Annotated in this window: 21 protein-coding genes; 2 read left to right on the forward strand and 19 right to left on the reverse strand. The window is 63.4% G+C overall.

Annotation, left to right across the window (positions count from 1 at the left end):
* Positions 1 to 10: 10 nt before the first annotated feature.
* From OUO20_RS05935 to OUO20_RS06025, 19 genes are all read right to left on the reverse strand, one after another.
* Positions 11 to 982 carry a PfkB family carbohydrate kinase gene (locus OUO20_RS05935; protein ID WP_268003063.1) on the reverse strand — a complete coding sequence of 324 codons (972 nt, stop codon included), beginning with the start codon at positions 980 to 982 and terminating at the stop codon, positions 11 to 13.
* Between the two features lie 34 nt (positions 983 to 1,016).
* On the reverse strand, positions 1,017 to 2,441 hold the full coding sequence (locus OUO20_RS05940) for a glycoside hydrolase family 32 protein (RefSeq protein ID WP_056390774.1): 1,425 nt from the start codon (positions 2,439 to 2,441) through the stop codon (positions 1,017 to 1,019).
* Between the two features lie 245 nt (positions 2,442 to 2,686).
* Positions 2,687 to 3,760, reverse strand: coding sequence for an ABC transporter ATP-binding protein (locus OUO20_RS05945; RefSeq protein ID WP_268003064.1), 1,074 nt, complete (start codon positions 3,758 to 3,760; stop codon positions 2,687 to 2,689).
* The gene (locus tag OUO20_RS05950; protein ID WP_056390055.1) at positions 3,757 to 4,710 is read right to left on the reverse strand and encodes an ABC transporter ATP-binding protein; all 954 of its coding nucleotides are present in this window, start codon (positions 4,708 to 4,710) and stop codon (positions 3,757 to 3,759) included. The genes OUO20_RS05945 and OUO20_RS05950 overlap by 4 nt, the downstream gene beginning before the upstream one ends.
* On the reverse strand, positions 4,707 to 5,633 hold the full coding sequence (locus OUO20_RS05955) for an ABC transporter permease (RefSeq protein WP_018763807.1): 927 nt from the start codon (positions 5,631 to 5,633) through the stop codon (positions 4,707 to 4,709). Before OUO20_RS05955 ends, OUO20_RS05950 begins: the two co-directional genes overlap by 4 nt.
* A gap of 32 nt (positions 5,634 to 5,665) precedes the next feature.
* Entirely contained in the window at positions 5,666 to 6,643 is a 978-nt protein-coding gene (locus OUO20_RS05960) for an ABC transporter permease (protein ID WP_268003065.1), read from the reverse strand.
* Positions 6,644 to 6,765: 122 nt separating this feature from the next.
* Entirely contained in the window at positions 6,766 to 8,439 is a 1,674-nt protein-coding gene (locus OUO20_RS05965) for an ABC transporter substrate-binding protein (protein ID WP_268003066.1), read from the reverse strand.
* A 79-nt stretch (positions 8,440 to 8,518) separates the two neighbouring features.
* Complete coding sequence (locus OUO20_RS05970; RefSeq protein ID WP_268003067.1) at positions 8,519 to 9,589, reverse strand: LacI family DNA-binding transcriptional regulator; 1,071 nt, start codon at positions 9,587 to 9,589, stop codon at positions 8,519 to 8,521.
* A gap of 156 nt (positions 9,590 to 9,745) precedes the next feature.
* Positions 9,746 to 10,744: an aldo/keto reductase family protein gene (locus OUO20_RS05975; RefSeq protein ID WP_268003068.1), complete on the reverse strand. Its 999-nt coding sequence runs from the start codon at positions 10,742 to 10,744 to the stop codon at positions 9,746 to 9,748.
* Positions 10,744 to 12,252, reverse strand: a complete 1,509-nt coding sequence (locus OUO20_RS05980; RefSeq protein ID WP_268003069.1) for a glycoside hydrolase family 32 protein — start codon at positions 12,250 to 12,252, stop codon at positions 10,744 to 10,746. The genes OUO20_RS05975 and OUO20_RS05980 overlap by 1 nt, the downstream gene beginning before the upstream one ends.
* Positions 12,253 to 12,686: 434 nt before the next feature.
* Positions 12,687 to 13,622: a carbohydrate kinase family protein gene (locus OUO20_RS05985; RefSeq protein ID WP_268003070.1), complete on the reverse strand. Its 936-nt coding sequence runs from the start codon at positions 13,620 to 13,622 to the stop codon at positions 12,687 to 12,689.
* A 3-nt stretch (positions 13,623 to 13,625) separates the two neighbouring features.
* Positions 13,626 to 15,119, reverse strand: coding sequence for a glycoside hydrolase family 32 protein (locus OUO20_RS05990; protein ID WP_268003071.1), 1,494 nt, complete (start codon positions 15,117 to 15,119; stop codon positions 13,626 to 13,628).
* A gap of 93 nt (positions 15,120 to 15,212) precedes the next feature.
* Positions 15,213 to 16,271 (reverse strand): hypothetical protein, encoded by a 1,059-nt coding sequence (locus tag OUO20_RS05995; RefSeq protein ID WP_268003072.1) that lies wholly within the window; start codon positions 16,269 to 16,271, stop codon positions 15,213 to 15,215.
* Between the two features lie 137 nt (positions 16,272 to 16,408).
* Complete coding sequence (locus tag OUO20_RS06000; RefSeq protein WP_268003073.1) at positions 16,409 to 16,822, reverse strand: hypothetical protein; 414 nt, start codon at positions 16,820 to 16,822, stop codon at positions 16,409 to 16,411.
* A gap of 80 nt (positions 16,823 to 16,902) precedes the next feature.
* Positions 16,903 to 17,883, reverse strand: coding sequence for a carbohydrate ABC transporter permease (locus OUO20_RS06005; protein ID WP_268003074.1), 981 nt, complete (start codon positions 17,881 to 17,883; stop codon positions 16,903 to 16,905).
* A gap of 7 nt (positions 17,884 to 17,890) precedes the next feature.
* On the reverse strand, positions 17,891 to 18,871 hold the full coding sequence (locus OUO20_RS06010; protein WP_268003075.1) for an ABC transporter permease: 981 nt from the start codon (positions 18,869 to 18,871) through the stop codon (positions 17,891 to 17,893).
* Complete coding sequence (locus tag OUO20_RS06015; RefSeq protein WP_268003076.1) at positions 18,868 to 19,911, reverse strand: LacI family DNA-binding transcriptional regulator; 1,044 nt, start codon at positions 19,909 to 19,911, stop codon at positions 18,868 to 18,870. Before OUO20_RS06015 ends, OUO20_RS06010 begins: the two co-directional genes overlap by 4 nt.
* A gap of 927 nt (positions 19,912 to 20,838) precedes the next feature.
* The gene (locus OUO20_RS06020; protein ID WP_268003077.1) at positions 20,839 to 21,021 is read right to left on the reverse strand and encodes a hypothetical protein; all 183 of its coding nucleotides are present in this window, start codon (positions 21,019 to 21,021) and stop codon (positions 20,839 to 20,841) included.
* 65 nt (positions 21,022 to 21,086) lie between these two features.
* Positions 21,087 to 22,061, reverse strand: a complete 975-nt coding sequence (locus OUO20_RS06025; protein WP_268003078.1) for an MFS transporter — start codon at positions 22,059 to 22,061, stop codon at positions 21,087 to 21,089.
* Between the two features lie 103 nt (positions 22,062 to 22,164).
* Between OUO20_RS06025 and OUO20_RS06030 the strand changes: the two genes are divergently transcribed.
* Together OUO20_RS06030 and OUO20_RS06035 are read left to right on the forward strand one after the other, a co-directional pair.
* Positions 22,165 to 22,734, forward strand: coding sequence for a TetR/AcrR family transcriptional regulator (locus OUO20_RS06030; protein ID WP_056390089.1), 570 nt, complete (start codon positions 22,165 to 22,167; stop codon positions 22,732 to 22,734).
* 782 nt (positions 22,735 to 23,516) lie between these two features.
* The gene (locus OUO20_RS06035; RefSeq protein WP_442781116.1) at positions 23,517 to 24,950 is read left to right on the forward strand and encodes a DUF2254 domain-containing protein; all 1,434 of its coding nucleotides are present in this window, start codon (positions 23,517 to 23,519) and stop codon (positions 24,948 to 24,950) included.
* Positions 24,951 to 25,263: the final 313 nt, after the last annotated feature.

Here is a 25,263-nt window from a genome sequence, read left to right on the forward strand (position 1 = left end):
GTCGTTTTGTTTATGCCTGGTCGCATGCGAAAGCCCGTGGTGTGGAGGCGTGTGCTTCGACAGCAGCTGTGAGTTCGTTAAGGGTGGGTGGGTTAGCCCCGGCGCGCTGCACGGTGATGGCCGCTGCTGCGGCTGCGGTGCGTCCCAGCTGCTCCATGACGGCGGGGGCAAAGCCCTCGGTGCCGCGGGTGAGCAGGCCCAGGATCAGTGCGGCCATGTAGGAGTCGCCGGCGCCGATGGCGTCCGCCACCGTCGCTTTGACGGCGGGAATGGTGATGCTCGCGGACGGCGAGGTGAATTGGGAGCCGGCAGCACCTTTGGTTATCACCGCCAGCCCGGCGCCGAGGCGGAGGATGTGCTCAGCGGTTTCTTCCAGTGTTTTCGCGGGGTAGAGCCACTGGGCGTCCTCGTCGCTGAGTTTAACGACGTCGGTCAGTGCGCCGATTGCTTCGAAGGTTGCCTTCGCTTCGGCGTGGCTGCCAAGCAGGGATGGCCTGATGTTCGGGTCGTAGGTGATGGTGCAATGCTTGTGGGCTTGTTCGAGCAGGGTTTTGACGGCACCGGCGCCGGGGTTGAGGAAGGTGGCGATGGAACCGGTGTGCAGGATTTGGGGGAAACAGGCAGGCGTTGCTCTTGGCAGCTGCCAGCGGATGTCGAAGTCGTATGCGGCGGATCCGTCCGGTCCGAGGGTTGCGGTCGCTGTTGCGGTGCGGGTGAGGGATTTTGATCCTGGCAGAAGTGTCGCCCCTGCCCGGTGGAGGTGGTTCTCTATAGTTCTTCCCCGCTCATCGGGTGCAATGGCCGTGAGCAAGCCCGTGGTGACCCCCAGGAGACCGAGGCCATAGGCGACATTGGCAGGCGATCCGCCAGGATGCTCAACCTGGCTGTTCGGGGTGGTGACCACATCGATCAACGCTTCACCGACAACGACGGCGTCAAAAGGCTTTTGGGAGTCTGGGCAGGCTGCTTTGAGGTAATCCATGTTTGTCTCTCGGACAGTGTTGATGGGGGAGCGGCTAGGTCGTCGCGTTGATCTCGTTGATCGTCAGGTCACTGAAGGTGGCCGTTCCATCGTTGGCGTAGAGCCGGATGTTGTTGTCACCTTCCAGGGGAAAAACGCGGTGTGAGTGCACCACCCGTCCGTCTCCGACGAACATTTCGACGCTGGTCCGGTCCACCAGGAGGCGGAGTGTGAGGCGCCCTGCCGAGGGATCGATAGGTGTCTGGCTTTCCCCGCCAGTGGGGTTGATGGTGGGTCGCCTGTTGACGTAGGCGAACGGGCCGCGGAGGAATGCACCGGCCGCGACGTGCCGGCCCCCACCGGATGCACGGCAGAGCTCAAGGCCGATGTTGGACGGAGGGGCCGCCGGGTCCCATACGAGCTCACAGGTCAGGTCATAGGCCAGTGAACTGATATCGAGGTCTTGGGTTCCCGTGACCTTGACGTCCCCGAGGTGGTGGGTGCGTTTGATGTGGTTGGCCAGGCCGGTGGTGGGGGTTGAGGCGAGGTGGTAGCTTCCGCCTGCCTTCTTGAGCCGGATGTCGCGCACGATCATGTCATCACCGTTGTACGCGTCGGTCGCCAGGGTGGGAGTGTTGTGGGGGTAGTCCCAGAAGTTCGCCCAGCCAAGCGCCCTGCGCAGGGTGGCATCCTCCGCGCCGGAGGAGTCGTGATGGGGGTAGGTCACTGCACCGTAGAAGTCATAGCCGTAGTCCAGCCATTCCGGCTCGGCATGGTCGGGAGTAAACGTGATTCCGTTGAAGGCTCCTGTCCAGTAGGCGTATGTTGCCGGCAGTCCACGGCCCTTGCCGTTGGCGCTGGTGCCCAGGATCCAGTGCGAAGTACCGTCGTCGGCGGTCATGCGGAAAAGGTCCGGGCACTCCAGCAACCCCAGGTCCGTCCGGACGAATTCGCCGACCCGCCGCCAGGAACGCAGGTTGGCAGATGTGTAGAAGCCGAGCTTCTGCCCTTCGGCGTTGACCATGAACCACTGCCCGCGGTCGGCGTCCCAGATGACTTTCGGGTCGCGGAAGTCCTGCACGCCTGGGTTTGGAAGTACCGGCGCCGTCCCACCAGGTTTGAACGAACGCCCACGGTCTGTTGAGTACCAGAGGTATTGCGCCTGGCGGCCCTGGGGTGCCTGGGTCACGAGGGCTATGACGGCGTTTTCACCGTAGCCGGCAGTGTTTCGTTCGTCGATGACAAGACAGCCTGACCAGCAGTCGCCGTTGTCGTTGCTGAACTTGGGGATGGCCACGCCACGGTCGCGGAAGGAGACGTGGTCGGTGGTGGTGGCACGGCGCCACGATGTGCCGCCGCCGCCCTGGAGGTAATCGGCGTTGTAGAGGTAGTAGTAGTGGTATTCGCCGTCAATGTAGATGGGCCGCTGGGGGTCGTTCTTCCAGTTGTCGGGGACGCTGAAGTGATAAGTCGGGCGCATACGGGTTGGTCCTTTGTAGGGCGGCTTGGCCGGTGCGTTGTCGCGGGCGTTCGGGGTGCCGCTGCCGCTGATTGGGCGAATGGTGTTGCGAGTGCGAGCGATCCGGTGAGGGCAACGGCCCCGCTTCCGGTCAGGAGGGCACGCCGGGATACGGCGGGTGAATCTTTTATCAGTTACCCTTCGGCGGGCAGCGTCGGTGCTGCCAGTGCGTGAATGTTGATGTTTTGGACGTGGGAACGGGAACGTCAGTCTCCAGGCTCCGGTTCTGTCGCCAATGCATGGCCGCCGGCACCGGCGCGCGGGCGGTAGAGGTGGCAGCGGACCCAGTGGCGGTTGAGGGGGTCGCCCACCTGGTGCCGGACGGGTTCCTCGGATGAGCAGCGCTGCTCCGGGTCGTTCTCAAAGGCGCAGCTGGCGGAAGCCATGACGGCTTGCCGGAGATGGGCGCGGTGGATGGGGTCGTAGGATCCCGCCCGCGCCGGGTCGGGGACGGCTGAGACGAGCAATTGGGTGTAGGGGTGGGCCGGGTTGGCGAGCAGGTCCAGTGATTCACCTTCTTCCACGATTTCGCCGGCGAACATGACTGCCGTCCGGTCCGCCAGGTACCGGGCGGAGGCGAGGTCGTGGGTGATGTAGAGCATGGAAATGCCCTGCTCATCGCGCAGTTTCCGCATCAGGTTCAGCACGCCGATGCGGACCGAAACGTCCAGCATGGAAGTCGGCTCGTCGGCGAGGATGACGTTTGGCTCCACGGCCAGGGCCCGCGCGATCGCGACCCGTTGACGTTGCCCGCCGGAGAGCTCATGGGGGTAGGAGTCGAGCATGTCGGCTTGAAGCCCGACGGTGGTCATGAGCTCTTCTAGACGGCGCCTGGTCTGCTCTTCGGAACCGCGCTGGCGGGTGCCGCCTTTGCCGTGGACGGTGAGGGACCGGCGGAGGAAGTGCTCGATTCGGTGGGCGGGGTTCAGTGAGCCAAAGGGGTCCTGGAAGACCATTTGCAGCTGGGACCGGAACTCCCGTGAGGCCTGGAAACGGTCACGTTTGAGGACGTCGACGCCGTCGACCAGGATGGCCCCTTCGCTGGGTTTTTCGAGCCGGGCGACACAGCGGGCCAGGGTGCTCTTGCCTGAGCCCGATTCGCCGACCAGTGCCACGATTTCTCCACGGCCGATGGTCAGGTCGACGCGGTGGAGCGCCCGGACCGCCTGGCTGGAGAACAGGCCGCCGATGTGGAAGGACTTACCCAGTCCGCGCACCTCCAGGGCCGGCGTCAGGGTCGAAACATCCGGCCGTGTCGGGGAGTGGACGGCGTGGCTCATTGTGCTGCTCCTTCAAGGACGGCGGCTTCGGCGTCGGCATCAAACGGTGCCACGAAGTGGCCGGGCGCAATTTCGGCGAGGTCCGGGATGTTCCGGAACTTCACGCCTTCGGGCAGGCCCTTAAGCGGGATCCGCGGGCCGGTGAGCGGCGGGAACGCGCCCATGAGGGCTTGGGTGTAAGGGTGCCCTGGGGCGGTGTAGATGTCGTGCGCTTTGGCGGTCTCTACGATCCGGCCGCCGTACATGACGGCCATCCGGTGGGAGAGTTCCACCATCAAGGACATGTCGTGCGTGATGAAGAGGACGGAGAAGCCCAGTTCGCGCTGGAGATCCTTGATCTGGGCCATGATCTCCTGTTGCACCACCACGTCCAGTGCGGTGGTGGGCTCGTCAAGGATCAGCAGTGACGGCTTCAGGGCCACAGCCATGGCGATGACGGCGCGTTGCCGCATGCCGCCGGAGAGTTGATGCGGGTACGACTTGAGGCGAGCGGGGTCCATTCTCACCAGTTCCAGCAGCTGTGCGGCGCGTCGAAGGGATTCTTTGCGCGAGTAGCCGGCGTGGGTGGTGAATATGTCTGCCATCTGTTCCCCGACGGTGAGCACGGGGTTCAGCGAGTTCATGGCGGACTGGAACACCATGGCGACGTCCTGCCAGCGGAAACGGCGCAGCTCGTCCTGGTTCATGGCGAGCACGTCCTTGCCGCCGAAGGAGATGCTGCCGGCGGCGATCTTCGCCGGGTCCTTGAGCAGCCGCATGATGGAGTTGGCGATGGTTGATTTTCCGCAACCGGATTCGCCGGCCAGCCCGAACACCTCGCCGGCGCCGATGCTGAAGGAGACGTCGTTCACAGCCGTGGTCGAGCGGGAGTCGCCGATGTACTTGACGGTGAGGTTCTTGACGTCGAGGACCGGTTCATGGGAGCCGAAGGAGGTTTGGGAGACGGTCACTGTGCGGCGCCCCTTTCGGTGGTGGCGGGTTTGCGGATCTTCCGCAGGCGGGGGTTGGTTACTTCGTCAACGGCGTAGTTGATGAGGGCCAGGGCGAACGCGACCAGTGCGATGCAGAGGCCGGAGGGGATGAAGACCCACCAGCTTCCAGTGAGCAGGGCGCCTTCGTTTCCGGCCCAGAAGAGGTTGTTGCCCCAGGAGACGGTGCTGACGTCGCCCAGTCCAAGGAATTCGAGGCCCGCCTGGGCCCCGATGCCGTAGATGACGCAGGCGAGCAGCGTTCCCATCACGATCGATGCCATGTTCGGCAGGATTTCGCGGAACATGATGCGGCCGGCGCGCTCTCCGGAGACGACCGCGGCAGCGACGAAGTCCTTGGATCGGATGGACAGGGCCTGTGCCCGGAGTACGCGCGCTGATCCGGCCCATCCCGTGACGGTGAGGACCAGGATGACCGTGCCCAGGCCTGGGGGCAGGAAGGCGGCCAGGATCACAAGCAGCGGCAGGCCGGGAAGGAGGAGGAAGACGTTGGTCAGCAGCGACAGTGCTTCGTCGATGAATTTGCCGAAATAGGCTGATGCCAGGCCGACGAGGATTCCGATGAAAGTGGATGCGAACCCGACGGTAAGCCCTACGAGCAGGGAGCTTCGGGCGCCGTGGATGGTCAGGGCGAGCACGTCCTGGCCCTTGGCGGTGGTTCCGAGCCAGTGTTCGCTGTCTGGTTCCAGTGAGGCCATCCCGGTGATCCGGGAGGGGTCGTCCGGGAACAGTACCGGCGCGGCCAGGGCCAGGACGATGAAGACGAGCATAATGGCCATGCCGGTCATGGCCTTCTTGTTGGTGATGAGTCCGTGGATGAAACCGCGGTTGGTTTTGCGGGCAGCTTTTGCTTCAGTTGGCTGCTGGAGGATAACGCTGGTCATGGTCGGTCCCTTGGTTACTGGGTACGCACTGCTCAGTTGCTGCGCACGCGGGGGTCGAGGCGGACGTAGAGGATGTCCACCAGGAAGTTCGCCAGCAGCACGGCGGCGGTGATGGTCAGGAACAGGCCCTGCATAAGCGGGTAGTCGAGGCCTTGGACGGCGTTGAGGAGCTGGTAGCCGACGCCGGGGTAGGCGAAGACGACCTCGGTCAGGAGGGCGCCGCCGACGACGAAGCCCAGGCCCATGCCGAAGCTGGTCACCGAGGGCAGCATCGCGTTCCGGGCTGCGTAGCGGAGCATGATCCGTCCGGGGCGCAGGCCTTTGGCTTCGGCCATTGTGATGTAGTCCTCGGAGTTCGTGGCAATCATGGTGTTCCGCATGCCCAACATCCAGCCACCGATGGAGACCAGCACGATGGTCAGCGCCGGTAGCACGAGGTGGGCGCCGACGTCACCGATGAACTCGGCAGTGAACGCCGGCTCCAGGCCGTCGGTGAACGCGTGGCGGATGGGGAACCAGCCGAGCACGACGCCGAACAGGTACAGGGCGCCCATTGCCAGCCAGAAGTAGGGGAACGATCCGATAAAGACCAGCACGGGGGGCAGAGCCGAGTCGAGGGCGCTGCCGCGGCGCCAGGCTGCCAGGATGCCCAGCAGGTTGCCCACGACGGCGGCAATCACCAGCGCGGTCCCGCCAAGCAGGAGGGTCCAGCCGATTTGGGATGAGATGACTTCGGTGACGGGGGTGGGGAAGCGTGTAATCGATACCCCCATCTGTCCGGTGAGGATGTTCTGGAGGTAGCCGGCGTACTGCTCCCAGATGGGCCGGTCGTCCACGCCAAGCAGCTTGCGCAGGGCTTCGAGCTGTTCGGGCTGCATTCTGTCCTGGGAGCGGGCAAACATGCGTGATACGGGGTCCCCGGGCATGAAGCGGGGGAGCAGGAAATTCAGGGTAATGGATGCCCAGAAGGCGATCAGGTAGAAACCCAGTCGGCGCAGGATGAAGCGCACGGTTTCCCTCCAATTCGGGAGTGGTCAAGATTGTGGGTACGCCCGACGGCCGGCTGATGGCATGAGCCAGGCCGTCGGGCGTGTGATGCCTTGAGGGCCAGATGGGCCTCAGGGGCGGGGGACTACTTGCGCGGTTCCAGGCTGGTCAGCACCAGAACCGTGGAGGGTGCGCGGACAGAGAGGGTGGCGTACGGGTTGTCCTGGGTGGGCCAGCCGGTGAAGCGGGTGTCGTTGTACGCACCCCATTCCGGGCCGGAGAACAGCGGCACCAGTGGTGCGACGTCGTTGTATTCTTCCTGCAGCTTGTTGGCAATATCTTTTTGCTTGGACTGGTCCGTGGCTGCGGCGAAGTCGCTCAGCAGGGCATCGGCTTTGGGGTCGCCGAAACGGTGGTAGTTGTCGGAGGCCTTAGTGCCCACCGGCTTCACCGATGCAGTGCCCATGGTGGTGTTGAAGTACTTGTAAGGGCTGGGATCGTTGGCGCTCCAGACGATGCCGGAGTCGAAGTCACCCTTTTCGTACCCTGCCACGACGGCAGCCCAGTCCGGGGAGTCCACCTTCGCGGTCACGCCGACCTCCGCCAGGTTCTGGGAGATCACGTTGGCCACGGAGAGCCAGTCGGACGAGGTAGCACCCACGGAAATCTTGAACTCGAACGGTTTGCCGTCCTTGAGCGTGCGCTTGCCGTCGGCGCCCTTGGGGTAGCCCGCCTTGTCCAGCAGGTCGTTTGCCTGCTGGACGTCGTGCTTGGTCCACGTGCAGGTGTCCTTGACCTGGGTGTTCTTCCAGGTCTCGTAGTTGCCGGAGAGGCCGGTGCAGTCGGCCGGCTGCGCGTAGCCGCTCATGCCGATCTTGGTGACCTGGTCCCGGTCCACGGCCATGCTCAGCGCCTTGCGGACATCAACATCGTTGAAGGGCGCCTTGGTGATGTTGAGCTGCCAGTTGATCATGGCACCGGTCGGAGGGAACCAGTAGTGCCGGTGGTCCTTGTCCTTCGAGACGAAGGTCTTTTCGATATTCGGGATGTACTGGGGCGCCCAGTCCACGTCGCCGTTGGCGGCGGCGAGGTTGGCGCCGTCGTTCCCCGCGAACGCGAGCATTTTGATGCCGGCAATCTTCTGCTTATCCGGCTGCCAGTAGTTGGGGTTCTTCTTCAGCACGAAGGACTGCGCCTGGAAGTTGTCCACCTCGGTGTACGGTCCGGTGCCGACCGGTTTGGCGTTGGCATCCTTTTCCGGATCGGCCAGTGCGGACCAGATGTGCTTGGGCAGAATGCTGAGCTGGCCGACGTCGGACAGGGCGGGGGACCAGGGCTTGTTGAAGTTGAAGGTGACCTTGTTGCCTTGCGCCGTGACGCCGTCGAGGTACTCGTAGCCGCCCTTAAGCTTCTTCTGAAGCTCGAAGGTGTACGCGACGTCGTCGGCAACGAAGGGCTGGCCGTCGGACCACTTCACCCCGTCACGCAGGGTGAAGGTGATGGACTTTCCGTCGTCCGCGGCCTTCCAGTCGGTGGCCAGCCACGGCACCGTATTCCCCTTGGCCGGGTTGAAGACCAGGAGGGACTCGTAAATGGACTGCTGGACCATGGGGTTGACGGTCGGCGCGAACGGGTTGAAGTTCTGCACGAACGTTCCCATGTCTTCACGGGGAATGGTGAGGAATGCGCTGGCGTTGGCCGCGGCGTCGGTGCCGCCGGACTTGTTGCCGGTGGCGGCGCAGCTGGTCAGCAGCATCGCGCCTACCGCCAGTCCGGCCGCGGCAATGCGGGCGGACTTGAGGAACTTGGTTTGTGTCATGATGGGGTTATCTCTTCCTGTCTTCATCAGCAAGGTGAAGGGTGGGTTGGGGTTTTGCTCTTCGACGTTGATTTCGCGGTCAGACCGAAGAGCGTTCTAACAGCGGACAGTCGACCAACTGCTGATTGGCAGTGATCGGCTGTCCGGCTGTAAGGGCGGCGAGCGTCTGGACTCCCAGAGCGCCCATCTTTTCGAACGGCAACGCAACAGTAGTCAGCTTGGGCCTGAGGTAGGCCGCGATGAGTTCCTGGTTGTCGAAGCCGATCACGGCGATGTCACCGGGGATGGCCAGGCCACGTTCCTTGATGGCGTCGTAAGCCCCCATGGCCATACGGTCATTGAGGCAAAACAGTGCGGTGGGCCTTTCCTTGGCCGGGTACCGGTCAAGGATCTGACACGCAGCGTCGTAGCCGCCGTCTGCCGTCGCATATCCGGCCGTCACCAGCTCCGGATCAAGCTCCAGGCCGGCGTCGGCCAAGGCCTCCCGGACGCCCTGCAAACGCCCAACAGCTGCCGGGATGCGCGGGTCCAGGTTGATCACACCGATTTTGGTGTGGCCGGCCCTGAGGAGGCGTTCGACGGCGACCCGTCCGCCCGCGCGTTCGTCAGGGACGATTGAGGGCAGCTTCCCGTCCAGGTCGAAGCAGTTGACGAGCACCGTGGGTACTTCGTGTGCGCTGCGGGGCACGTGGACGCCGCGGTGGTGTGTTGCGGCGTACAGCAGGCCTTCCACCCGCTGCTCCAGCAGCTTCTCCACAGCGGCGTCCTCCCTCCCCTGGTTGGGGCCAGCCGCATCACCCTGTTCCGACGGGGCGATCAGGAGGAACCGGCCATCACTCCAGGCCTGGTCCTGGGCACCCTTGATGATGTCCACGGCGAAGGGGGCGGTGACGATCTCGGTGACGATCCCGTACCAATCGCTGCGCTGGGATGCCAGCGCCCTGGCCCCGGCATTTGGACGGTAGCCCAAAGCCTGAACCGCGTCAGCGATGCGGACCCGGGTCTCCTCCGAGATGCTGGCGTCTTCACGGTTGTTCAGCACGAATGAAACAGCTGTCCGGGATACTCCGGCATGCTTGGCTACGTCATTCATGGTGACGCCACGCTGCCGGGCAGTGCCGGGTTTGTTGGGTGAGGTGGTCTTCGCCATTGAATGCTCCAGAGGTCTTCATTGAGCTGGGGTTGCCCGTGCTAATACGGAAGTAATTGGGTGAATCTGTGTATAGTAACTCGCGTTACTTTCGGGCTGTGATCTAAGTTACCCGCGTTACTAAACGGTGTCAAGACGTTTCTTCAGCCGCTGCTGTTAGGGGCGGTGCTTGAAGGACTCGACCTTCCCGGGGTCTCTTTCAATGACGGGGCCGAGGATGTCATCGATCCTCAGGAGCATTTCCTGGTCGAGTTTGACTCCTGCGGCCCGGACATTGTCAACGAGCTGCTCGGGCCGGGATGCTCCCACGATGGCTGCCGAGACGTTGGGGTTTTGCAGTACCCATGCGACCGCGAAGGCTGCCATGGACACTCCGGTCTCTTCGGCCAGGGGCTTCAGTTCCTGGACGCGGGTGAGGATGTCCTCGTTGAGAAAGCGGTGGTCATTCTTCAGTTCGCCGTTGTCGCCTCGGAAGCGGGAGCCGTGTGGGGGCGCCGCGCCGGGGGTGTACTTGCCGGTGAGGACTCCCTGGGCGAGCGGGGACCAGCAGATCTGGCCAATGCCCAGTTCTTCGCTCAGGGGAACGATCTCCTGCTCGATGACGCGCCACAGCATGGAATACTGCGGCTGGTTGGAGATGAGCTGGACCCCAAGGTCCTTGGCAAGGGCAACACCGGCTCGTATCTCGTCCGTCGTCCACTCTGACACACCTATATAGTGTGCTTTCCCCGCCCGGACAATATCGGCAAAAGCCTGCATGGTCTCTTCCAGCGGAGTCTCGTAGTCATACCTGTGCGCCTGGTACAGGTCGACGTAGTCAGTCTGGAGCCGGCGCAGCGAGGAGTTTATGGACTCCATGACGTGTTTGCGGGACAGGCCGCGGTCGTTCCGGCCGTCCCCGGTGGGGAAGTAGGCCTTGGTAAAGATCTCCACGCTCTCACGGCGTGTTCCCTTTAGCGCCAAACCCAAAGCTTCCTCCGCCCGGGTTCCGGCATAGGCATCGGCAGTGTCGAAGGTGGTGATGCCCAACTCCAGTGCCTGTTTGACGCATTCCGTCGCCGCGGCCTGGTCGATCTGCTCGCCGTGGGTGACCCAGTTTCCGTAGGCGATTTCACTGATGTACAGGCCGGAGGTTCCCAGTTTGCGGTATTCCATTAGGCATCAGCCTTTTCGAAGTTGGTGAGTTGGAGCACTGCGTCGGCTGTGCCGCCGGTGGAGTAGAGAGTGAGGGAAGTTTGGGCTGGATCCGGGAAGATCAGTTCGGTCACCGAGACGAGCCCATCGTTCGCGAAGACCTCCACGGAGCAGTGGTCGACAAAGATCTGCAGGGTGTAGTTGCCGTCCTTGGCTGCGGCAATGGGGGCGCGGCTGGTAGAGGGGAAGGCTTCGTGGAAGTCGGTGTCGCCGGAGTGGGTGCGGTCCACGATCAGGTCGCCGCTGCCGCGGTGGATCCCGATCCGTGTCCCGACCGTGCCGTCCGCTGGCCCTCTGACCACGACGCCGAATTCCTCGGCGTCCCCAGGGGAAAAGGTGATGTCAATAAGCTGTACTGCTGTGCCGCCCTCAACAGTTGCGGGGCCGTTCAGTGCCAGCCGCTGCTCGGGACCGGGTGTCGAAGTTGCCCTCACTTCCGGTACGGGGTGCTGCAGGAGCCGGGGTTGCCCGTTCACGGAAACGAGGGACACGTCCCGGACCAGGCTCATGGGGCTGCGCCAGGGCGAGGTGGGGATGTGGTTGGCATACTGCCAGTTGTTCATCCAGCCGATCATCAGCCGCCGGCCATCCGGGACGTTGCTGAACGAGACCGCGGCGTAGTAGTCCCGGCCCCAGTCCAGCCACTGGTAGTCGGGTACGCGCTCAGGGTCCTGCATCCCCTCGGTGAGGGTTGTCTCGGAGCTGAACGTGACGCCGTCGAACTCTCCCACAAAGTACTGCCCTGCGGACCCGCAGTTGGGGCCGCCGGGGTTCATGTTCACCGTCAGGACCCATTTCATGGCTGAGGAGTCACCGTCCAGGGGCAGCTCAAAGAGGTCCGGGCATTCCCAGATCCCGCCGGTGGCGTTGGCCGGGCCGAAGGTGCTGAGATATTCCCAGATCTTGAGGTCCTGTGAGCGGTAGAGCAGGACGGTGAAATCATGGGCTTCCACCGCCACCATGACCCAATAGCTGCCCGAAGGGCCGTCGTAGCGGAAGACTTTGGGGTCCCGGAATTCCGGCGAGTTTCGGGTCAGGACCGGGTTGCCGGCGTACTTCGTCCAGGAGTATCCGCCGTCCGTGCTCCACGCGAGGGACTGCGCCTGCGTGCCCTCGTGGAGGGAGCCCGGCTTGTACGCGCTGGTGTAGATGGCCACTAGGGGAGCCTTACCGTCCGCGCCGAATCCGCTGGTGTTTTCGGCGTCCACCACAATGCTGCCGGAGTAGATTTCCTCGACGTCATCGCAGGGAATCGCTACCGGTTGCTCCGTCCAGCTGACCAGGTCAGTAGAAGTCGCATGGCCCCAGGACATGTTGGCGTGGACGTTTCCGAAGGGGTTGTTCTGGTAGTACAGGTGGTAGGTGCCCTCGTGGAAGACAAGCCCGTTCGGATCGTTGAGCCACGTGTCTTTGGCGGCGAAGTGCATTGCCGGCCTGTAGGTCTCAACGGTGGTGGTAACGCTGTTCATTCTTCTCTTTTCATGGCCGGCTGAGGTCCTCGGACCTGTGGAGCGGGCGTGTGTTGGCGTAAAGGGACCACTGCGAAATCAACTGGCTGCAATTGCAGGAGTCGGGGTGCTCTCAGGTTCATCGCGTGGGGTGAGCGCCTGGCGAAGCAATGCCTGAGTAGTTCCGTGCCCGGCTTTGGGAGGCGGTGTCCGCCATTGGATGCTCCAGAAGTCTTCGTTGAACTGGACGTTGGCTGCTAGTGGTTTGCGCTTATCGGTAGTAACTCGCGTTACCTTGTTGCGTGATCTAAGTTACCCGCGTTAGTTGGTTGGTGTCAAAGGTTTTTAACTCGTCCGCCGTCGCCCACTACATGGAGGGTTTCGTTCAATGACGGGGCTGAGGGCGAGGATGATGCTGGCGGGGACGATTTCCCGGCCCACACGCCGCGCGCAGATTAGCTGGGGATGCTGGCCTGCTGCAGCCATGCCGACAGTTCGCCGGCGGTAGGCGGAGCTGCGCCTTTTCGGCTGACCGTGATTGCAGCTGCGGCGGCAGCAGTTCGGCCGAGTCTTTCCTGGGCCTGGGGCGTCAGTCCGTGTGTTCCGCGCGCGAGGAGCCCGTAAATGAGGGCGGCCATGTATGAGTCCCCTGCTCCGATGGTGTCGACGACCGGTGAGGGGAATGCCGGTACGTGCACACTGCCGTGAGGAGTCATCAGGAGTGATCCGTCTGCACCCAGTGTGGTGACCACCATCCCGGGCCCGAGGCGGAGGATTCGCTTGCCAGCCTCCTCTGCCGTCAATTCTGGGTAAAGCCAGGCGGCGTCCTCATTGCTGAGTTTGATGACCTGTGCAAACGCCGCCAGATCCTCGAACGTCGACCGTGCCTCCCATACGGAGCCCAGCAGAGCCGGCCTGATGTTTGGGTCGTAGGTGATAAGACACCGCCGGTGAGCCTGTGCAATGAGTTCCCTCACCACCGATGCTCCGGGCGCCAGGAAGGAAGCGAGGGATCCCGCGTGCAGGATTTGCGGCAGGAAGTGCCGAGCGATCCTTGAAGGGTCCCAGCTGATGTCGAAGTGGTAGGACGCGGACCCATCGGTGGACAAAGTGGCGGTTGCGGTGGCCGTCGGGCTGTCGCGGTGTGCACCGGGCAAGAGTTCGACGCCGGCGCTGTTCAGGTGGGCGGCGATCGCGCGCCCCCGGGGATCTTGGCCAATCGACGTGTGGAAGCTGGTTTGGATCCCCAGGCGACCCAGCCCGTAGGCCACGTTTGCCGGTGAGCCGCCCGGGTGTTCGGAGACTCCTTCCGGTGAGTTGACGACGTCTATCAGGGCCTCGCCGACCACAAGGACGTCAGGGCCGTGCGGTTGTTTGGTGCAGGTGTTCATGTTTCAGGCGAGCGGCGTCAGCTGCAGGGAAGCGGCGGCTGTTCCGCCGGTCGAGTAGAGCGCCAGCGAGGTCGCGGAGGGGTCAGGGAAGATCAGTTCGGTCAGCGTCACGAGCCCGTCCTGCGCAAAGATCTCAACGGAGCAGTGGTCGATGAAGATCTGCAGGGAGTAGGTCCCATTGGGACCCGGCTGGATTGGTGCGGTGCTGACGGAGGGGAAGGCGTCGTGGAATCCAGTGTCGCCGGAGTTGGTGCGGTCCACAAGGAGTTCGCCGGATACCGGACGGATGCCAATCCTGGTAGCGCCACCATCCTCGCCGCCCCTGACCGCAACGCCGTATTCTTCCGCTGTTCCCGGAGTGAAGGTGACCTGTATCTGCTGGACGGCCGTGCCGCCGTCGACCGCAACCGTCCCGTCCAGTTGCAGCTGCTGAGCGGGAACGGGAACCGAATTGGCGGTGTATTCGGCGGCGGGTTGCTGGACCAGCCGCGGCTGTCCGTTGACGAAGGTGAGGGTGACGTCGCGGACGAGGCTCATGGGGCTGCGCCAGGGCGAGGTGGGGATGTGGTTGGCGTACTGCCAGTTGTTCATCCAGCCGATCATCAGCCGCCGGCCGTCCGGGACGTTGCTGAAGGAGACTGCTGCGTAGTAGTCCCGGCCCCAGTCCAGCCACTGGTAGTCGGGTACGCGCTCAGGGTCCTGCATCCCCTCGGTGAGGGTTGTCTCGGAGCTGAACGTGACGCCGTCGAACTCTCCCACAAAGTACTGCCCTGCGGACCCGCAGTTGGGGCCGCCGGGGTTCATGTTCACGGTCAGGACCCATCGGGTGTTCCCGGCGTCGCCGTCCAGGGGAAGTTCGAAGAGATCCGGGCATTCCCAGATGCCTCCTGTGCCGTTCGCGGGCCCGAAGGTGCTGAGGTACTCCCAGGTCTTCAGGTTGTCGGAACGGTAGAGGAGGACAGCGTAGTCGTGGGCTTCGACGGCGGCCATCACCCAGTAGCTGCCTGCGGGGCCTTCATAGCGGAAGACCTTGGGGTCACGGAACTCGGGGGAGTCACGCGTGAGTACGGGGTTGCCGGCGTATTTGGTCCATGAGTAGCCGCCGTCTGTACTCCAGGCGAGGGACTGTGCCTGGATGCCGGGGTGGGCTGAGGCCGGCTTGTAGGCGCTGGTGTAGATGGCTACCAGCGGGGCCGTGCCGTCGTTGCCGAAACCGGAGGTGTTCCCGTGGTCCACCACGATGCTCCCGGAGAAGATCTCTTCAGTGTCATCGCATGGGATGGCCACCGACTGCTCTTCCCAGTTCACCAGGTCTGTGGATGTTGCGTGTCCCCAGGACATGTTGCTGTGGACGTTCCCGAACGGGTTGTTCTGGTAGTAGAGGTGGTAGGTGCCTTCGTGGAAGACCAGGCCGTTTGGGTCGTTGAGCCAGGTGTCCCTGGCCGTATAGTGCATGGCCGGGCGGAAGGTCTCAAGGGTGGACGTGACAGTGTTCATGGGTCTCTTTCGTGATGCCGCCGGCCGGGGCGGCGCAGGCTGGGGTGCCGGGCGCGGAGTCCGCGCCCGGCACCGGGAGGGAAAGCCGGGGGCTTAGGAGTTGCTCTTGTACCGGTCGTAGGCCTGCTGGTAGACCTCGACCATCTTGTCCACTCCGATGTTCTTAAGCTGTGAGACGTAGCCGTCCCATTCGTTCTCAATGCCGCCGGACACGATCCATTTGGCCGTTGACTGCTTGACGATGGTGGCGGCGTCGGACTCGATGGTGCTGATCTGCTGGATTTCCTCATTGGACAGCGGGACCGGCGGGTACCCGTCGTTGGCGGCGAAGGGCTTGTAGTTCTCCTGGACCGTCTTCTGACGCTCGGCGGCGCGGGGTTCGGGCGCTACGACGTTCTTGAAGTTTTCAGCGGTGTTGGCTTTGGGACCGCCCGGGGCGACCTTTTGCCGGCGTTCGCCTTCGCTGGTGCCCGCCGGTGCCGGGATCTGGGTGAGCAGCCCGGTGGCGGGGTCCTTTTGCAGGGTTTCGCCGATGGGTCCCCAGTTGGCCTGGGCGGACTGGATGGGTTCGTAGAGGTGGTCCGCCCAGCGGATGGTCGCGGCGGGATACTTGTCCGCCCGCGTCACGGCGAAGGCGCCGCGCGCGATCTCCTGGTTGTTGGACTGGCTGGCCCGCCGCTTGCCGTCCACTCCTTCCAGGACCGGCAGCAGCTTGTAGTCGGAGGCGCGATCGGCACCGACCATTTCCTTGATCTCCCACCAGACGAATGACCCGAGGTTTTCCGTTCCGGCTTTGCCCTTGGCCAGGTAGGCCTTGTCGTCCTGGGAGAAGGACTCCGGATCGATCAGTCCTTCCTGGTACCACTGGTGCAGGGTCTGGAGGGCCTTCTTGTAACCGTCCTGGGTGGCGGTGTAGCTAACCTTGCCGTCCTGGACGATCCTGTGGTCCATGTTGTCCGGAACGCCGCCGAGTGCGGCGATCAGGTCCACGATGTCCCCGCACCATGAGCCAGGCATGAAGCTCAGTGGGATCGTCTTGCCGGTGCCGGATGCGTCGCGGTTCTTGAAGGCCAGCAGGGCGTCGTGGAGTTCGTTGACGGTTTTGGGCATCGGGATGCCCAGCTTGTCCAGCCAGGCGGTGTTGATGGCCATTTCGTTGGGGAACTGGACCAGGCCGAGCTCCTCGATGGAGGGGAGGGAGTAGATGTGCCCGTCGGAGGAGGTGATGGCTGCCTTGATGTCGGGCCTGTCCGCGAGCAGCTTTGAGAGGTTGGGGGCATTCGTCTCGATCAGTCCTTCCAGCGGGATGAGGTGCCGCTGGCCGAGTAGGTGGCGATTTCGGCGTCGGTCAGGCCGCTGTTGAAGAAGGCGTCAGGAAGGTCGCCGCTGGCAAGGATGAGGTTCTTCTTTTCCTTGAACACGGTTTCGGGAAGGTTCTGCCATTCGATGTGGACGTTGGTGTCCTTTTCCCATTGCTGCACCAGGGACATGGTGTTGTAGTCGGGGGCAAGTGCTGTTTTAGTTCCGGAGAACTTGAGTGTCAGGGTGTCCTTGACGATCGGCAGTCCTGACTGTTGGAAGCCGAAGTCCGCGGAGGAATCCTTGATCTCCGCAGTGCCCTTGGAGTTGCCTGAGCAGGCGGTGAACAGCATCGTTCCTGCCATCAGGGCGCCGGCGACGGCGAGTTTACGGCTGGTTGCCATGGGTTTTCCTTTGCTTGGGTGGAGGGAGGAGTACGACGGCGGTGCGGGGCAACGGCGTCGAGAATTGGTTTTGCGGGGTGTCAGCTTTTGACGGCACCGATCATGGTGCCCTTGGTGAAGTGCTTCTGCATGAACGGCAGGGCGATCATCAGCGGGAGGCTGGAGACCACGATCATGGCGTATTTGGTCAGTTCGGCGATCCGCTGGGCGGCAGCGTAGGACTGGATGTCCGCGCCGGTGGTGCCGGTGGAGGAGACGTCCGACTGGATCAGGATGTTCCGCAGGACCAGTTGCAGGGGGTACTTGGTGTCATCGTTGAGGAAGATCAGGGCGTCGAAGAACGAGTTCCAGTGGGCCACCACGTGGACCATGATCATCAGCATGATGAGCGGCTTGGACAGTGGCAGGACCATCCTGAAAAAGAAGGTGAAGTCGTTGGCGCCGTCCATTTGGGCGGCTTCGCGCAGTTCACCGGGGATGGTGTGTTCGAAGAACGAGCGGGCGATGATGAGGTTCCATACGCCCACTGCGCCCGGCAGGACAACGGCCCAGACCGTGTCCAGCATGCCCAGGTCGCGGACCACCAGGTATTTGGTGATGAGGCCGCCGTCGAAGAACATGGTGACCACAAAGAGCAGCATCAGGATCTTCCGGCCCGGCATGTCTTTCCGGGACAGGGCGTAGGCGCCGCACAGGATGGTGCTCACGCTGATGGCAGTCCCCAGCACGGTGTACACCAGGGTGTTGCCGAGGCCGTTCCAGATCCGGCTGTCGGCGAGTATGCGCTGGTAGCCTTCCAGCGTCACGCCGGAGGGGACCAGCCACACTTTGCCTTCATAGACGGCATTCGGGTCGCTGACGGAGGCGATGACGATGAAGTACAGCGGATAGACCACCGCGATGATGGACAGGGTCAGGATGGTGATGGCCGTGATGTTGAAGGCTTTGTCCGCCCACTTTTCGCGGAAAGGGACGGGCCGCCCGGAGGCTGGCCCATTCGTTCCAGGCCTGGTTCGTTTGGCAGGGGCCGGAGTGGACAGGGGTTCGGTATGGAGGGTCATAGCGGCATCACCAGAGGGTTGCTTGGTTGGCCCGGCGTGCTACCCAGTTGAAGGTCAGCAGCAGCACGAGGTTGAGGACGGAATTGAACAGGCCGATGGCGGCCGAGTAGCTGAACTGCGCCTGCTGCAGGCCTGCGTGGTAGACGTAGGTCTGGATGATTTCCGACGCCGGGAGGTTCAGGTTGGTCTGCATCAGCAGGGCCTTCTCAAAACCGACGTTGAGCAAATTGCCGATGGCCAGGATGAACAGGACCGTGACCACGGGCATGATGCCCGGGAGGTCGATGTGCCGGATACGCTGCAGTTTGGAGGCGCCGTCAACCTTGGCTGCGTCATGCAGCGCAGGGTCGATGCCGGAGAGCGCAGCAAGGTAGACGATCATGGAGAATCCGGCGTTCTGCCAGACATCCGAGATCACATAGATCGGCCGGAACCACTCGGCCGAACCCATGAAGAAGATGGGCTCGCCGCCGGCCAGCTGGATGGCGTTGTTGACCAGGCCCGACCGTGGAGACAGCAGCACGAACATCATTCCCACCACCACCACCGTGGAGATGAACGCCGGCGAGTACAGCACGGTCTGCGTGAACTTCTTGAACCGTTCGCTCTGCAGCTGGTTGACCAGCAGGGCCAGGACAATCGGGATGGGGAAGGCCACCACCAGGCCGAGGACCGCGATCCAGAGGGTATTCCCCACAACCTGGCCGAACTGGTATGAGTTGACGAACCTGATGAAGTGCTGGAGCCCCACCCACGGACTTCCTGTGAAGCCGTCAACCGGGTTGTAGTTGCGGAAGGCGATCTGCACTCCGTACATCGGCCAGTACTTGAAGACCGCGATATAGATGAGGGCCGGGGTTAGTAATACGTATAACTGCCAAGACCGGGCGATTTTCTTCAGCCGCAGTGGCAGGGGAGTGCGGCGCGTTGGTCCAGCCGGTGGAGCCGGCGGCGCTGCCGGTGTGGATCGAGCCAGGATGCGGCTCATGGCTTCTCCTTGGGATGAGTCACTGAGTTTCTTTCGATCAGGGGGCAGGTGATGAATTCCACCTGGCCGTCGGGTTCGGCGCCTTGCAGGATGAGGTCCACGGCGCGGCGTCCCATCTCCACGAACGGCAGCTCAAGGGTGGTGAGGCCGGGCCGCAGGTGCGGGGCGAGGGTTTCCTGGTTGTCGAAGCCGATGATGGATAGGTCACGCGGAATCGAAAGGTGCAGTTCCTGGGCGGCCTGGTAGGCGCCCCAGGCGGTACGGTCGTTGGCGCAGAAGATGGCGGTGGGCGGCTCCGCAGCCGTAAGCAGCTCGATGGCGTGGGTGAAGCCATCCTCTTCGTTGCCCCTGCCGAAGCGCACCAGCTCCGGCTGAACGCCATGCCCCGCTTCGTTCATGGCCTGGGTGTAGCCTCGAAAGCGTCCGACGGCGGCGGGGAGTTCGCTTTCCAGGGTTTCGATGTTGATCATCGCCACCCGGGTGTGGCCGGCGTCCAGCAGATGCCGGGTAGCCGTGAGGCCCCCCAATTCCTCGTCGGGAGCCACGCTGTGCAGGCGGCCCCTTCGGTCCTGGGAGTTCAGCACCACGGAAGGGACGTCCATCAGCGCCTCAGGCACGTCCAGGCGGCGGTGGTACATGCCCGCATACACCACCCCAGCCACCTTGTAGCTGAGCATGGAGTCCAGCGACGCTGCCTCGAGGGCCTTGTTTCCGCCGGTGTTCATGGTAAGCAGGAGCAGGCCGTCTTCCCATGCCCGTTCCTGTGCGCCTTCGATGATCTTTCCGGCGAACGGAGCGGTGGCCACGGCATCCCCGAGGAATCCGATGATTCCAGACACGCCGTCACGCAAGGTTTTGGCATGGGCGTTAGTGCGGTAGCCGAGCTTCTGGACGGCATCCTGCACCCGTTTTCGTGTGTCGTCCGAAAAGCGTGAGCCGGAAGCCGAATTCAGGACCAGGGAGACAGTTGCCTGCGAGACACCCGCTTCCGCCGCCACGTCGTGCATGGTTGGGCCTGAGTGTGAGCGGGGTCGTGCCATGGGCACCTCCTTGGGCCGGTCGTTATTCGTATCAGTTATTCGTATAACTGGATTGCTGTAAAACTGTAACCTGCGCCATATTGAGCCGTCAAGGGATTGCGGTGGATGCCTGGTAGACGAATTCGCTGTTGCTTGCGTTGGTTTGCCGATGAAGAGTCGTCCTGGCGGGTGATGCCGTGTTCGGCGAGGACAAGGTAGGTTCCTGCACGCTAAAGAGGAAAGCCGCCTCCATGGGGTCGGCTCGTGATCCGCCAGTGCGGCTCCGGAGGGAGATGTTCCACTCCGCGGTCTCCTTGAGTAGTTCGGCGGGATCCGCTGTGTCCGTGGTACCGGTGGCGCTGATGCGTCCGGGATTCTTGTGGTGATCTCCTGCAGGATCCAGCGGTTGCCTTCCGAATCATGGAATGATGCGTAGGAGGCATGCGATCGGCCGCCGGGATCTGTCCTGGGGCCCGTCCTTCGTCTGCGATGTGGAAACCACCGCCGAGGCTGATGTGGAAACCACCGCCGAGGCTGATGTGGAAACCACCGCCGAGGCTACCGTTTGGCGACTTGGAAGACCTCGCCCGGTCCATCGCCGTACTCCATCAGGGCAGTGCGGGCGGGCGTCGGTGTCATCGACCACCAGGAGCAGTCCGTCGAGACTGCCGGGTTGGGCGGAGGTGACCTGGGTGCCGAAGAGGACAGGGCGTCTGACCCGGGGGTCAGTTGCATCAGGCGGTACCCATTGCCGTCGTCGAGGTCTGCATCGATTCTCCAGCCCAGCCCCGCGTAGAAGCCCTTGGCCCGGGAGAAGTCGGCGAGGGGATGACCACCGCTTCAACCCGGCACGCCACGGGCGGGGCTTGGATGGCCGTTGTGCTGCTTGGATGTGTCGGGTTCACTGATGCTCCTGTTGTGTGGTGATTGTTCTTGGGGGTTGCTTTTTCAGGCGGCGGGGGCTGCCGGGGTGAGGGCGCTTGCGGTATCGCGCCGTTGGCGGACCAGTTGGATGACGACCGCCGGGACGGCGAAGGCCACGATGGCCGCTGCGTACCACTGGAAGGTCGGTACCGGTCCGAGGATGGGTACAAGCTGCCCGGCGATGATGACAGGAAGACCGAAGGCCAAGTACGCGACCGTGTAGATGCCGGAGAAGACGCCGGCACGCTGGTGCGGCTGGATGTGCGGGGCGATCAGGCGGACCTGCCCCCGAATGAGGCACCGAAGCCGGTCCCGCCGAGTACGGCACCGATCCAGACGGCGGCGAGCCAGGTTTGATTCACGCCGATGAGGACCACGATGACCCCGATCAGCGTGAGGGACGTACCGATGATGGTGGCCTGCCTGGCGGGGTGCCGGTTGAAGGTGAAACTTGAGACGGCAGCGGCGAAAGGACCTAGAAATGCGGTGAACCCTGCGACCAGTCCGCCGTCCAGGGCGAAATGGAGGCGGAGGATCGCAGGTGAGAGTCCAAGGAAGAAGGCCGGGAACATCCAGCCCGCGACGTGCACCGGGACGCCGGCAGCGAACTCGCTGCGGAGCGCTGCGGGCACGCCAATGCGGGGGATGAGGGAGCGTAGTGCGCCGGGCCACTTCGGAGTTGTTTCGGACGTGAAGCCCACGAACACAAGGCCCAGCGCCATGATTGCCGTAAGGGCACTAAATATCACGGTGTTGGCGTCGGAAGTGAATTGAACGGCAGCGCCGGTCACGAGCGCCCCGACACCCAGGCCGCCGGCAACGGAACCCGCAGCCAGGCCCCCGGCGAACTTCTTGAATCGGGCAGGTGCCTGCTCCGTAATGGCAGCACTGAAGGCGCTGGTCGCCAGGCCCGTGGCGATGCCTTGAAGGATGCGGGCACCGATGACCCACGTGATGCTTGGAGCGAGTACGAATCCAATCATCGCAGCGAGTTCAGCAGCAAGAGCAGCGAGCATGACGGGACGACGGCCCACGTGATCGGACAGCGAACCAGCCCCGAGCAGCGCCGCCAACAGGCCTATGGCGTACGCGGAAAAAGCGATGCCAAGGGGGCCAGTTGAAAAGTGCCACTCCTGCTGGCGCAGCGAGAGGAGTGGGGTCGGTGCACCGGCAGCGAAAAAGAACGCTGCGAATACTGCGGCGAGCCCGGGGAAGGCGAGACGCGCGGACATTTTCTTGGGGAACAAGGTGGAAACTCCTTAGACAGATTGGTCTAACACTTCCAGTTAGACAGATCTGTACAAAGCTGTCAAGCGCTGTTTAGACCGATCTGTCTGATATGGTGGATGTATGGCCTCTGCACGGGTTTCGGCACGACAACGCCTCTTGGATGCGGCTGACAAGCTGTTCTATTCCGAGGGAGTCCATACCGTCGGTATTGACCGGCTCATTGAAGAGGCCGGGGTTGCAAAGGGATCGCTGTTCTACAACTTCACGGGCAAGGACGACGTTGTTGCCGCTTATCTTGCCGGCCGGGACCACCGGCGGCGCGACCGGATCGCTCGCCATCAGTTGGGCCTTGAGGACCCGATTGATAAGCTGCTGGCCGTCTTTGATGCCTTGGAGGAGGCAGTTCTCGCCCCGGGCTACAGGGGCTGCGCATTCGCCAACGCCAATGCCGAGGCACTCCCGGACAGCGTCGAAGCCAAGGCCTTGCGTGCCTTCCGCGACTGGCTCGCCGGCACCCTCCTGGCGTTGGCGGAAGAAGCAGGCTTTAGGGACCCCGCCGATGTCGCCGCCCGCATCTGCCTGCTCTACGACGGAGCGGTCGCGAACTCGCAACTCGACAAGCACCCGGACGCCGTCCGGATCGCCAAGGAACTCGCCCGCCTGGTCCTCGACACCTCACCCCGGGGTTAACCGTCGGGCCGGCGCAGCGGACACTGACAGCTTTGTTTCGCGAACCCATGCACACCAACACCGTCGGGGTGGCACGGACTTGTTTCTCGTCCATCTCTGGGGGAGATGCCGACCCGGACCCGGGATGATGTCGCCCAGGCTAGTTTCACTGAAGACAATCTATTTTCCCTCCCGTCCGAATTGAGTAAGCATTCTTACCAATGGGTGGCCAATCAGTGTCCTCGAGCTCGTTGAAGTGGCACAGCGCCTGGCCACGCCGTCGCGCTTCGGTGGCGACCCGGACCGCGCCGTTACGGTGGTAGTTCCGGCCCTTCCTGGGCTTTGCTTCTCCCCCAGCGACCGACTTTGGACGAGCAAACGCATAAACTCTGGCACCACCTGATGACCGTCATCTCGGCCTCCAGCAGTACGCGGCGCATGGTGGTGATCTCGGCGCCGGAATCACCTCGCGGCTCGGGCAGGCGTATCGTGGCGCCGTCACAGGTATCCATCTCTTGGCGGTCGCTGCCCCGCTTCACATCGACGAGGCGACAGTTACCGGTGAGGAGCGGGAGCATCTAGACAAGGTTCAGGCGTGGATCGCAGCCGAGGGCGCCTAGCAGCATCAGCAGCAGACCCGGCCCCTCACCCTCGCCCCAGCGCTGTCGGATTCGCCCGCAGGGCCTTGCAACCCCACCACGCAGCTGGGCGGAGCGGACGCGGTGTACTCGTCGCACACGGGTGGCAGAAACAACTCGGGTGGTTCGGCGGCGGCGGTATTGAGGAGACCAGCAAGGGCATGGATGCCATGGGCTTCCGTCCTGCGAAGACCAGTGACCTCCGGTGGACCGGACTCAGCACAGCGCCCCTTGACGACCGAGGACCGTCGGCAGAGAGTGGCACATGTGAAGCGTGTGGCTCTTCGGGAGTATCTGGCGAGCGCACTGTGGGCGATGCCGACATGCGCCGTCGTGCTCGCGCTCATCGCGGGGGCGAGCCTTTCCGCTGTGCAGATCGACAAGACGTCGCCTCTTGCAGTCCTCCTCTTCCAGGGGACATCCGATGACGCCCGGAACCTGCTCGTGAGCATCGCCAGCACGATGGTCACGGTCATCGCCCTCGTCCTGGGACTTACCGTGGTGGCCCTGCAGCTCGCGTCGACGCAGTTCAGCCCTCGGCTCCTGCGGAATTTCCTCCGCGACATCCCCAACCAGCTGACCCTGAGCGCCTTCGTCGCGACCTTCGCGTACAGCACGGCGGGGCTCTACACGGTGGGCATCGCAGGCGGCCAACGCATCGAGGAGTACCCCCGACTCGCCGTTAGCGGCGCGCTGATGCTGCTGTTCGTGAGCATGGTGATGCTCGTGTTCTTCGTCCACCATCTATCGCATTCGATCCAGGTGGACCAAGTCATGAAGGGCGTCGAGACGGCGACGCTGAAGGTGATCGAGCAGTCATACGTCCCCGGCGACCCTGGGATCCCCATGCCGGACGTGCCGCAGGGTGCCACCGCCCTGCCGGCACCGGCATCGGGATACGTCCAGGCCTTCCATGTCGGGCCATTCGTCGGTGCACTCGCGGAGCGGGGCCTGAAGGCACTGATGGTGCCCATGGTGGGCCGGCACGTGGTTGCCGGAGCACCCATCGCCTGGGTATGGGACGTCGCTGACGGCAGCGGGAGACCGTATGTGCCCGAGGCTTCCGCCCCGCTTCGGCGTGCACTAGCGCAGAGTGTACGCATCGGCTACGAACGGACCCTGGAGCAGGACGTCGCGTTCGGGATCCGACAGCTCGCGGACGTCGCGTCGAAGGCGCTCTCGCCAGCTATTAATGACCCATACACGGCGAACCAGGCGGTCGACCATCTGGGCACGATCCTCGCCGCGCTTACACTCAGGCAGCACGGCCCGCGAGCAGTGACAGACGCCCAAGGTACGGTCAGGCTCCACATCCCGGCCCGCGACTTCGCCTATCTCGTCGATCTGGCCCTCGGACAGGTTCGGCGTTACGGATCGAACGAACCCCGCGTCGTCAGGGCGTTGCTGCGGGTGTGCCGTGATCTCGCCTGGTTCGGAGACGCCGCGCACCGCGCCGTCGTTCGGCAGTATGTGCAGACCCTTATGAGCGACGTAACCCGGCTCGTGGCGCAGCCAGCCGATCGCGACCCCCTGCTGGAGGAGGGCGCAGCGGTCCTTGACCTCTTCGACATGGCGGACGGCCCTCCGGGCACCTCTTAACTCCATCCTCCTCCCGCCGCAGGGACGGCCGGAGAGCGGAGGCAGCCAGTGGCCTGGTGCCACGCTATTTCAAGTTCAACGCAGGAAGGTCAGAGGGCACGAAGAAGGCGCGCCCCGTTCGCTGAGCGCGCGCCCTTCCCGTATAGAACTGTTACTCCTTGAAGGCATCCTTGACCTTTCAATGCCGGCCAATTTCGCCATGCAAAAACAATTACATGGGACGCGAAGCCTGCCAGCCATAAGCCACATCGGGGCATGCGGGAACGGCATCGTGGTGCTCTACGCCTCGATCACTCGGCCGGCTCGATATGCT

The sequence above is a fragment of the Arthrobacter sp. FX8 genome, assembly GCF_026723805.1.
In the GTDB taxonomy this organism is placed as follows: domain Bacteria; phylum Actinomycetota; class Actinomycetes; order Actinomycetales; family Micrococcaceae; genus Arthrobacter.

What these genes read in the sequence shown, in the direction of transcription:
- OUO20_RS06010 (WP_268003075.1), bottom strand. Translation starts at nt 18,871, where the DNA reads ATGAGCCGCATCCTGGCTCGATCCACACCGGCAGCGCCGCCGGCTCCA.
- OUO20_RS05965 (WP_268003066.1), bottom strand. Translation starts at nt 8,439, where the DNA reads ATGACACAAACCAAGTTCCTCAAGTCCGCCCGCATTGCCGCGGCCGGA.
- OUO20_RS05990 (WP_268003071.1), bottom strand. Translation starts at nt 15,119, where the DNA reads ATGAACACTGTCACGTCCACCCTTGAGACCTTCCGCCCGGCCATGCAC.
- OUO20_RS05970 (WP_268003067.1), bottom strand. Translation starts at nt 9,589, where the DNA reads ATGGCGAAGACCACCTCACCCAACAAACCCGGCACTGCCCGGCAGCGT.
- OUO20_RS06015 (WP_268003076.1), bottom strand. Translation starts at nt 19,911, where the DNA reads ATGGCACGACCCCGCTCACACTCAGGCCCAACCATGCACGACGTGGCG.
- OUO20_RS05940 (WP_056390774.1), bottom strand. Translation starts at nt 2,441, where the DNA reads ATGCGCCCGACTTATCACTTCAGCGTCCCCGACAACTGGAAGAACGAC.
- OUO20_RS05980 (WP_268003069.1), bottom strand. Translation starts at nt 12,252, where the DNA reads ATGAACAGCGTTACCACCACCGTTGAGACCTACAGGCCGGCAATGCAC.
- OUO20_RS05945 (WP_268003064.1), bottom strand. Translation starts at nt 3,760, where the DNA reads ATGAGCCACGCCGTCCACTCCCCGACACGGCCGGATGTTTCGACCCTG.
- OUO20_RS06035 (WP_442781116.1), top strand. Translation starts at nt 23,517, where the DNA reads ATGCCATGGGCTTCCGTCCTGCGAAGACCAGTGACCTCCGGTGGACCG.
- OUO20_RS05935 (WP_268003063.1), bottom strand. Translation starts at nt 982, where the DNA reads ATGGATTACCTCAAAGCAGCCTGCCCAGACTCCCAAAAGCCTTTTGAC.
- OUO20_RS05995 (WP_268003072.1), bottom strand. Translation starts at nt 16,271, where the DNA reads ATGGCCATCAACACCGCCTGGCTGGACAAGCTGGGCATCCCGATGCCC.
- OUO20_RS06030 (WP_056390089.1), top strand. Translation starts at nt 22,165, where the DNA reads ATGGCCTCTGCACGGGTTTCGGCACGACAACGCCTCTTGGATGCGGCT.
- OUO20_RS06000 (WP_268003073.1), bottom strand. Translation starts at nt 16,822, where the DNA reads ATGGCAACCAGCCGTAAACTCGCCGTCGCCGGCGCCCTGATGGCAGGA.
- OUO20_RS05975 (WP_268003068.1), bottom strand. Translation starts at nt 10,744, where the DNA reads ATGGAATACCGCAAACTGGGAACCTCCGGCCTGTACATCAGTGAAATC.
- OUO20_RS05985 (WP_268003070.1), bottom strand. Translation starts at nt 13,622, where the DNA reads ATGAACACCTGCACCAAACAACCGCACGGCCCTGACGTCCTTGTGGTC.
- OUO20_RS05955 (WP_018763807.1), bottom strand. Translation starts at nt 5,633, where the DNA reads ATGACCAGCGTTATCCTCCAGCAGCCAACTGAAGCAAAAGCTGCCCGC.
- OUO20_RS06005 (WP_268003074.1), bottom strand. Translation starts at nt 17,883, where the DNA reads ATGACCCTCCATACCGAACCCCTGTCCACTCCGGCCCCTGCCAAACGA.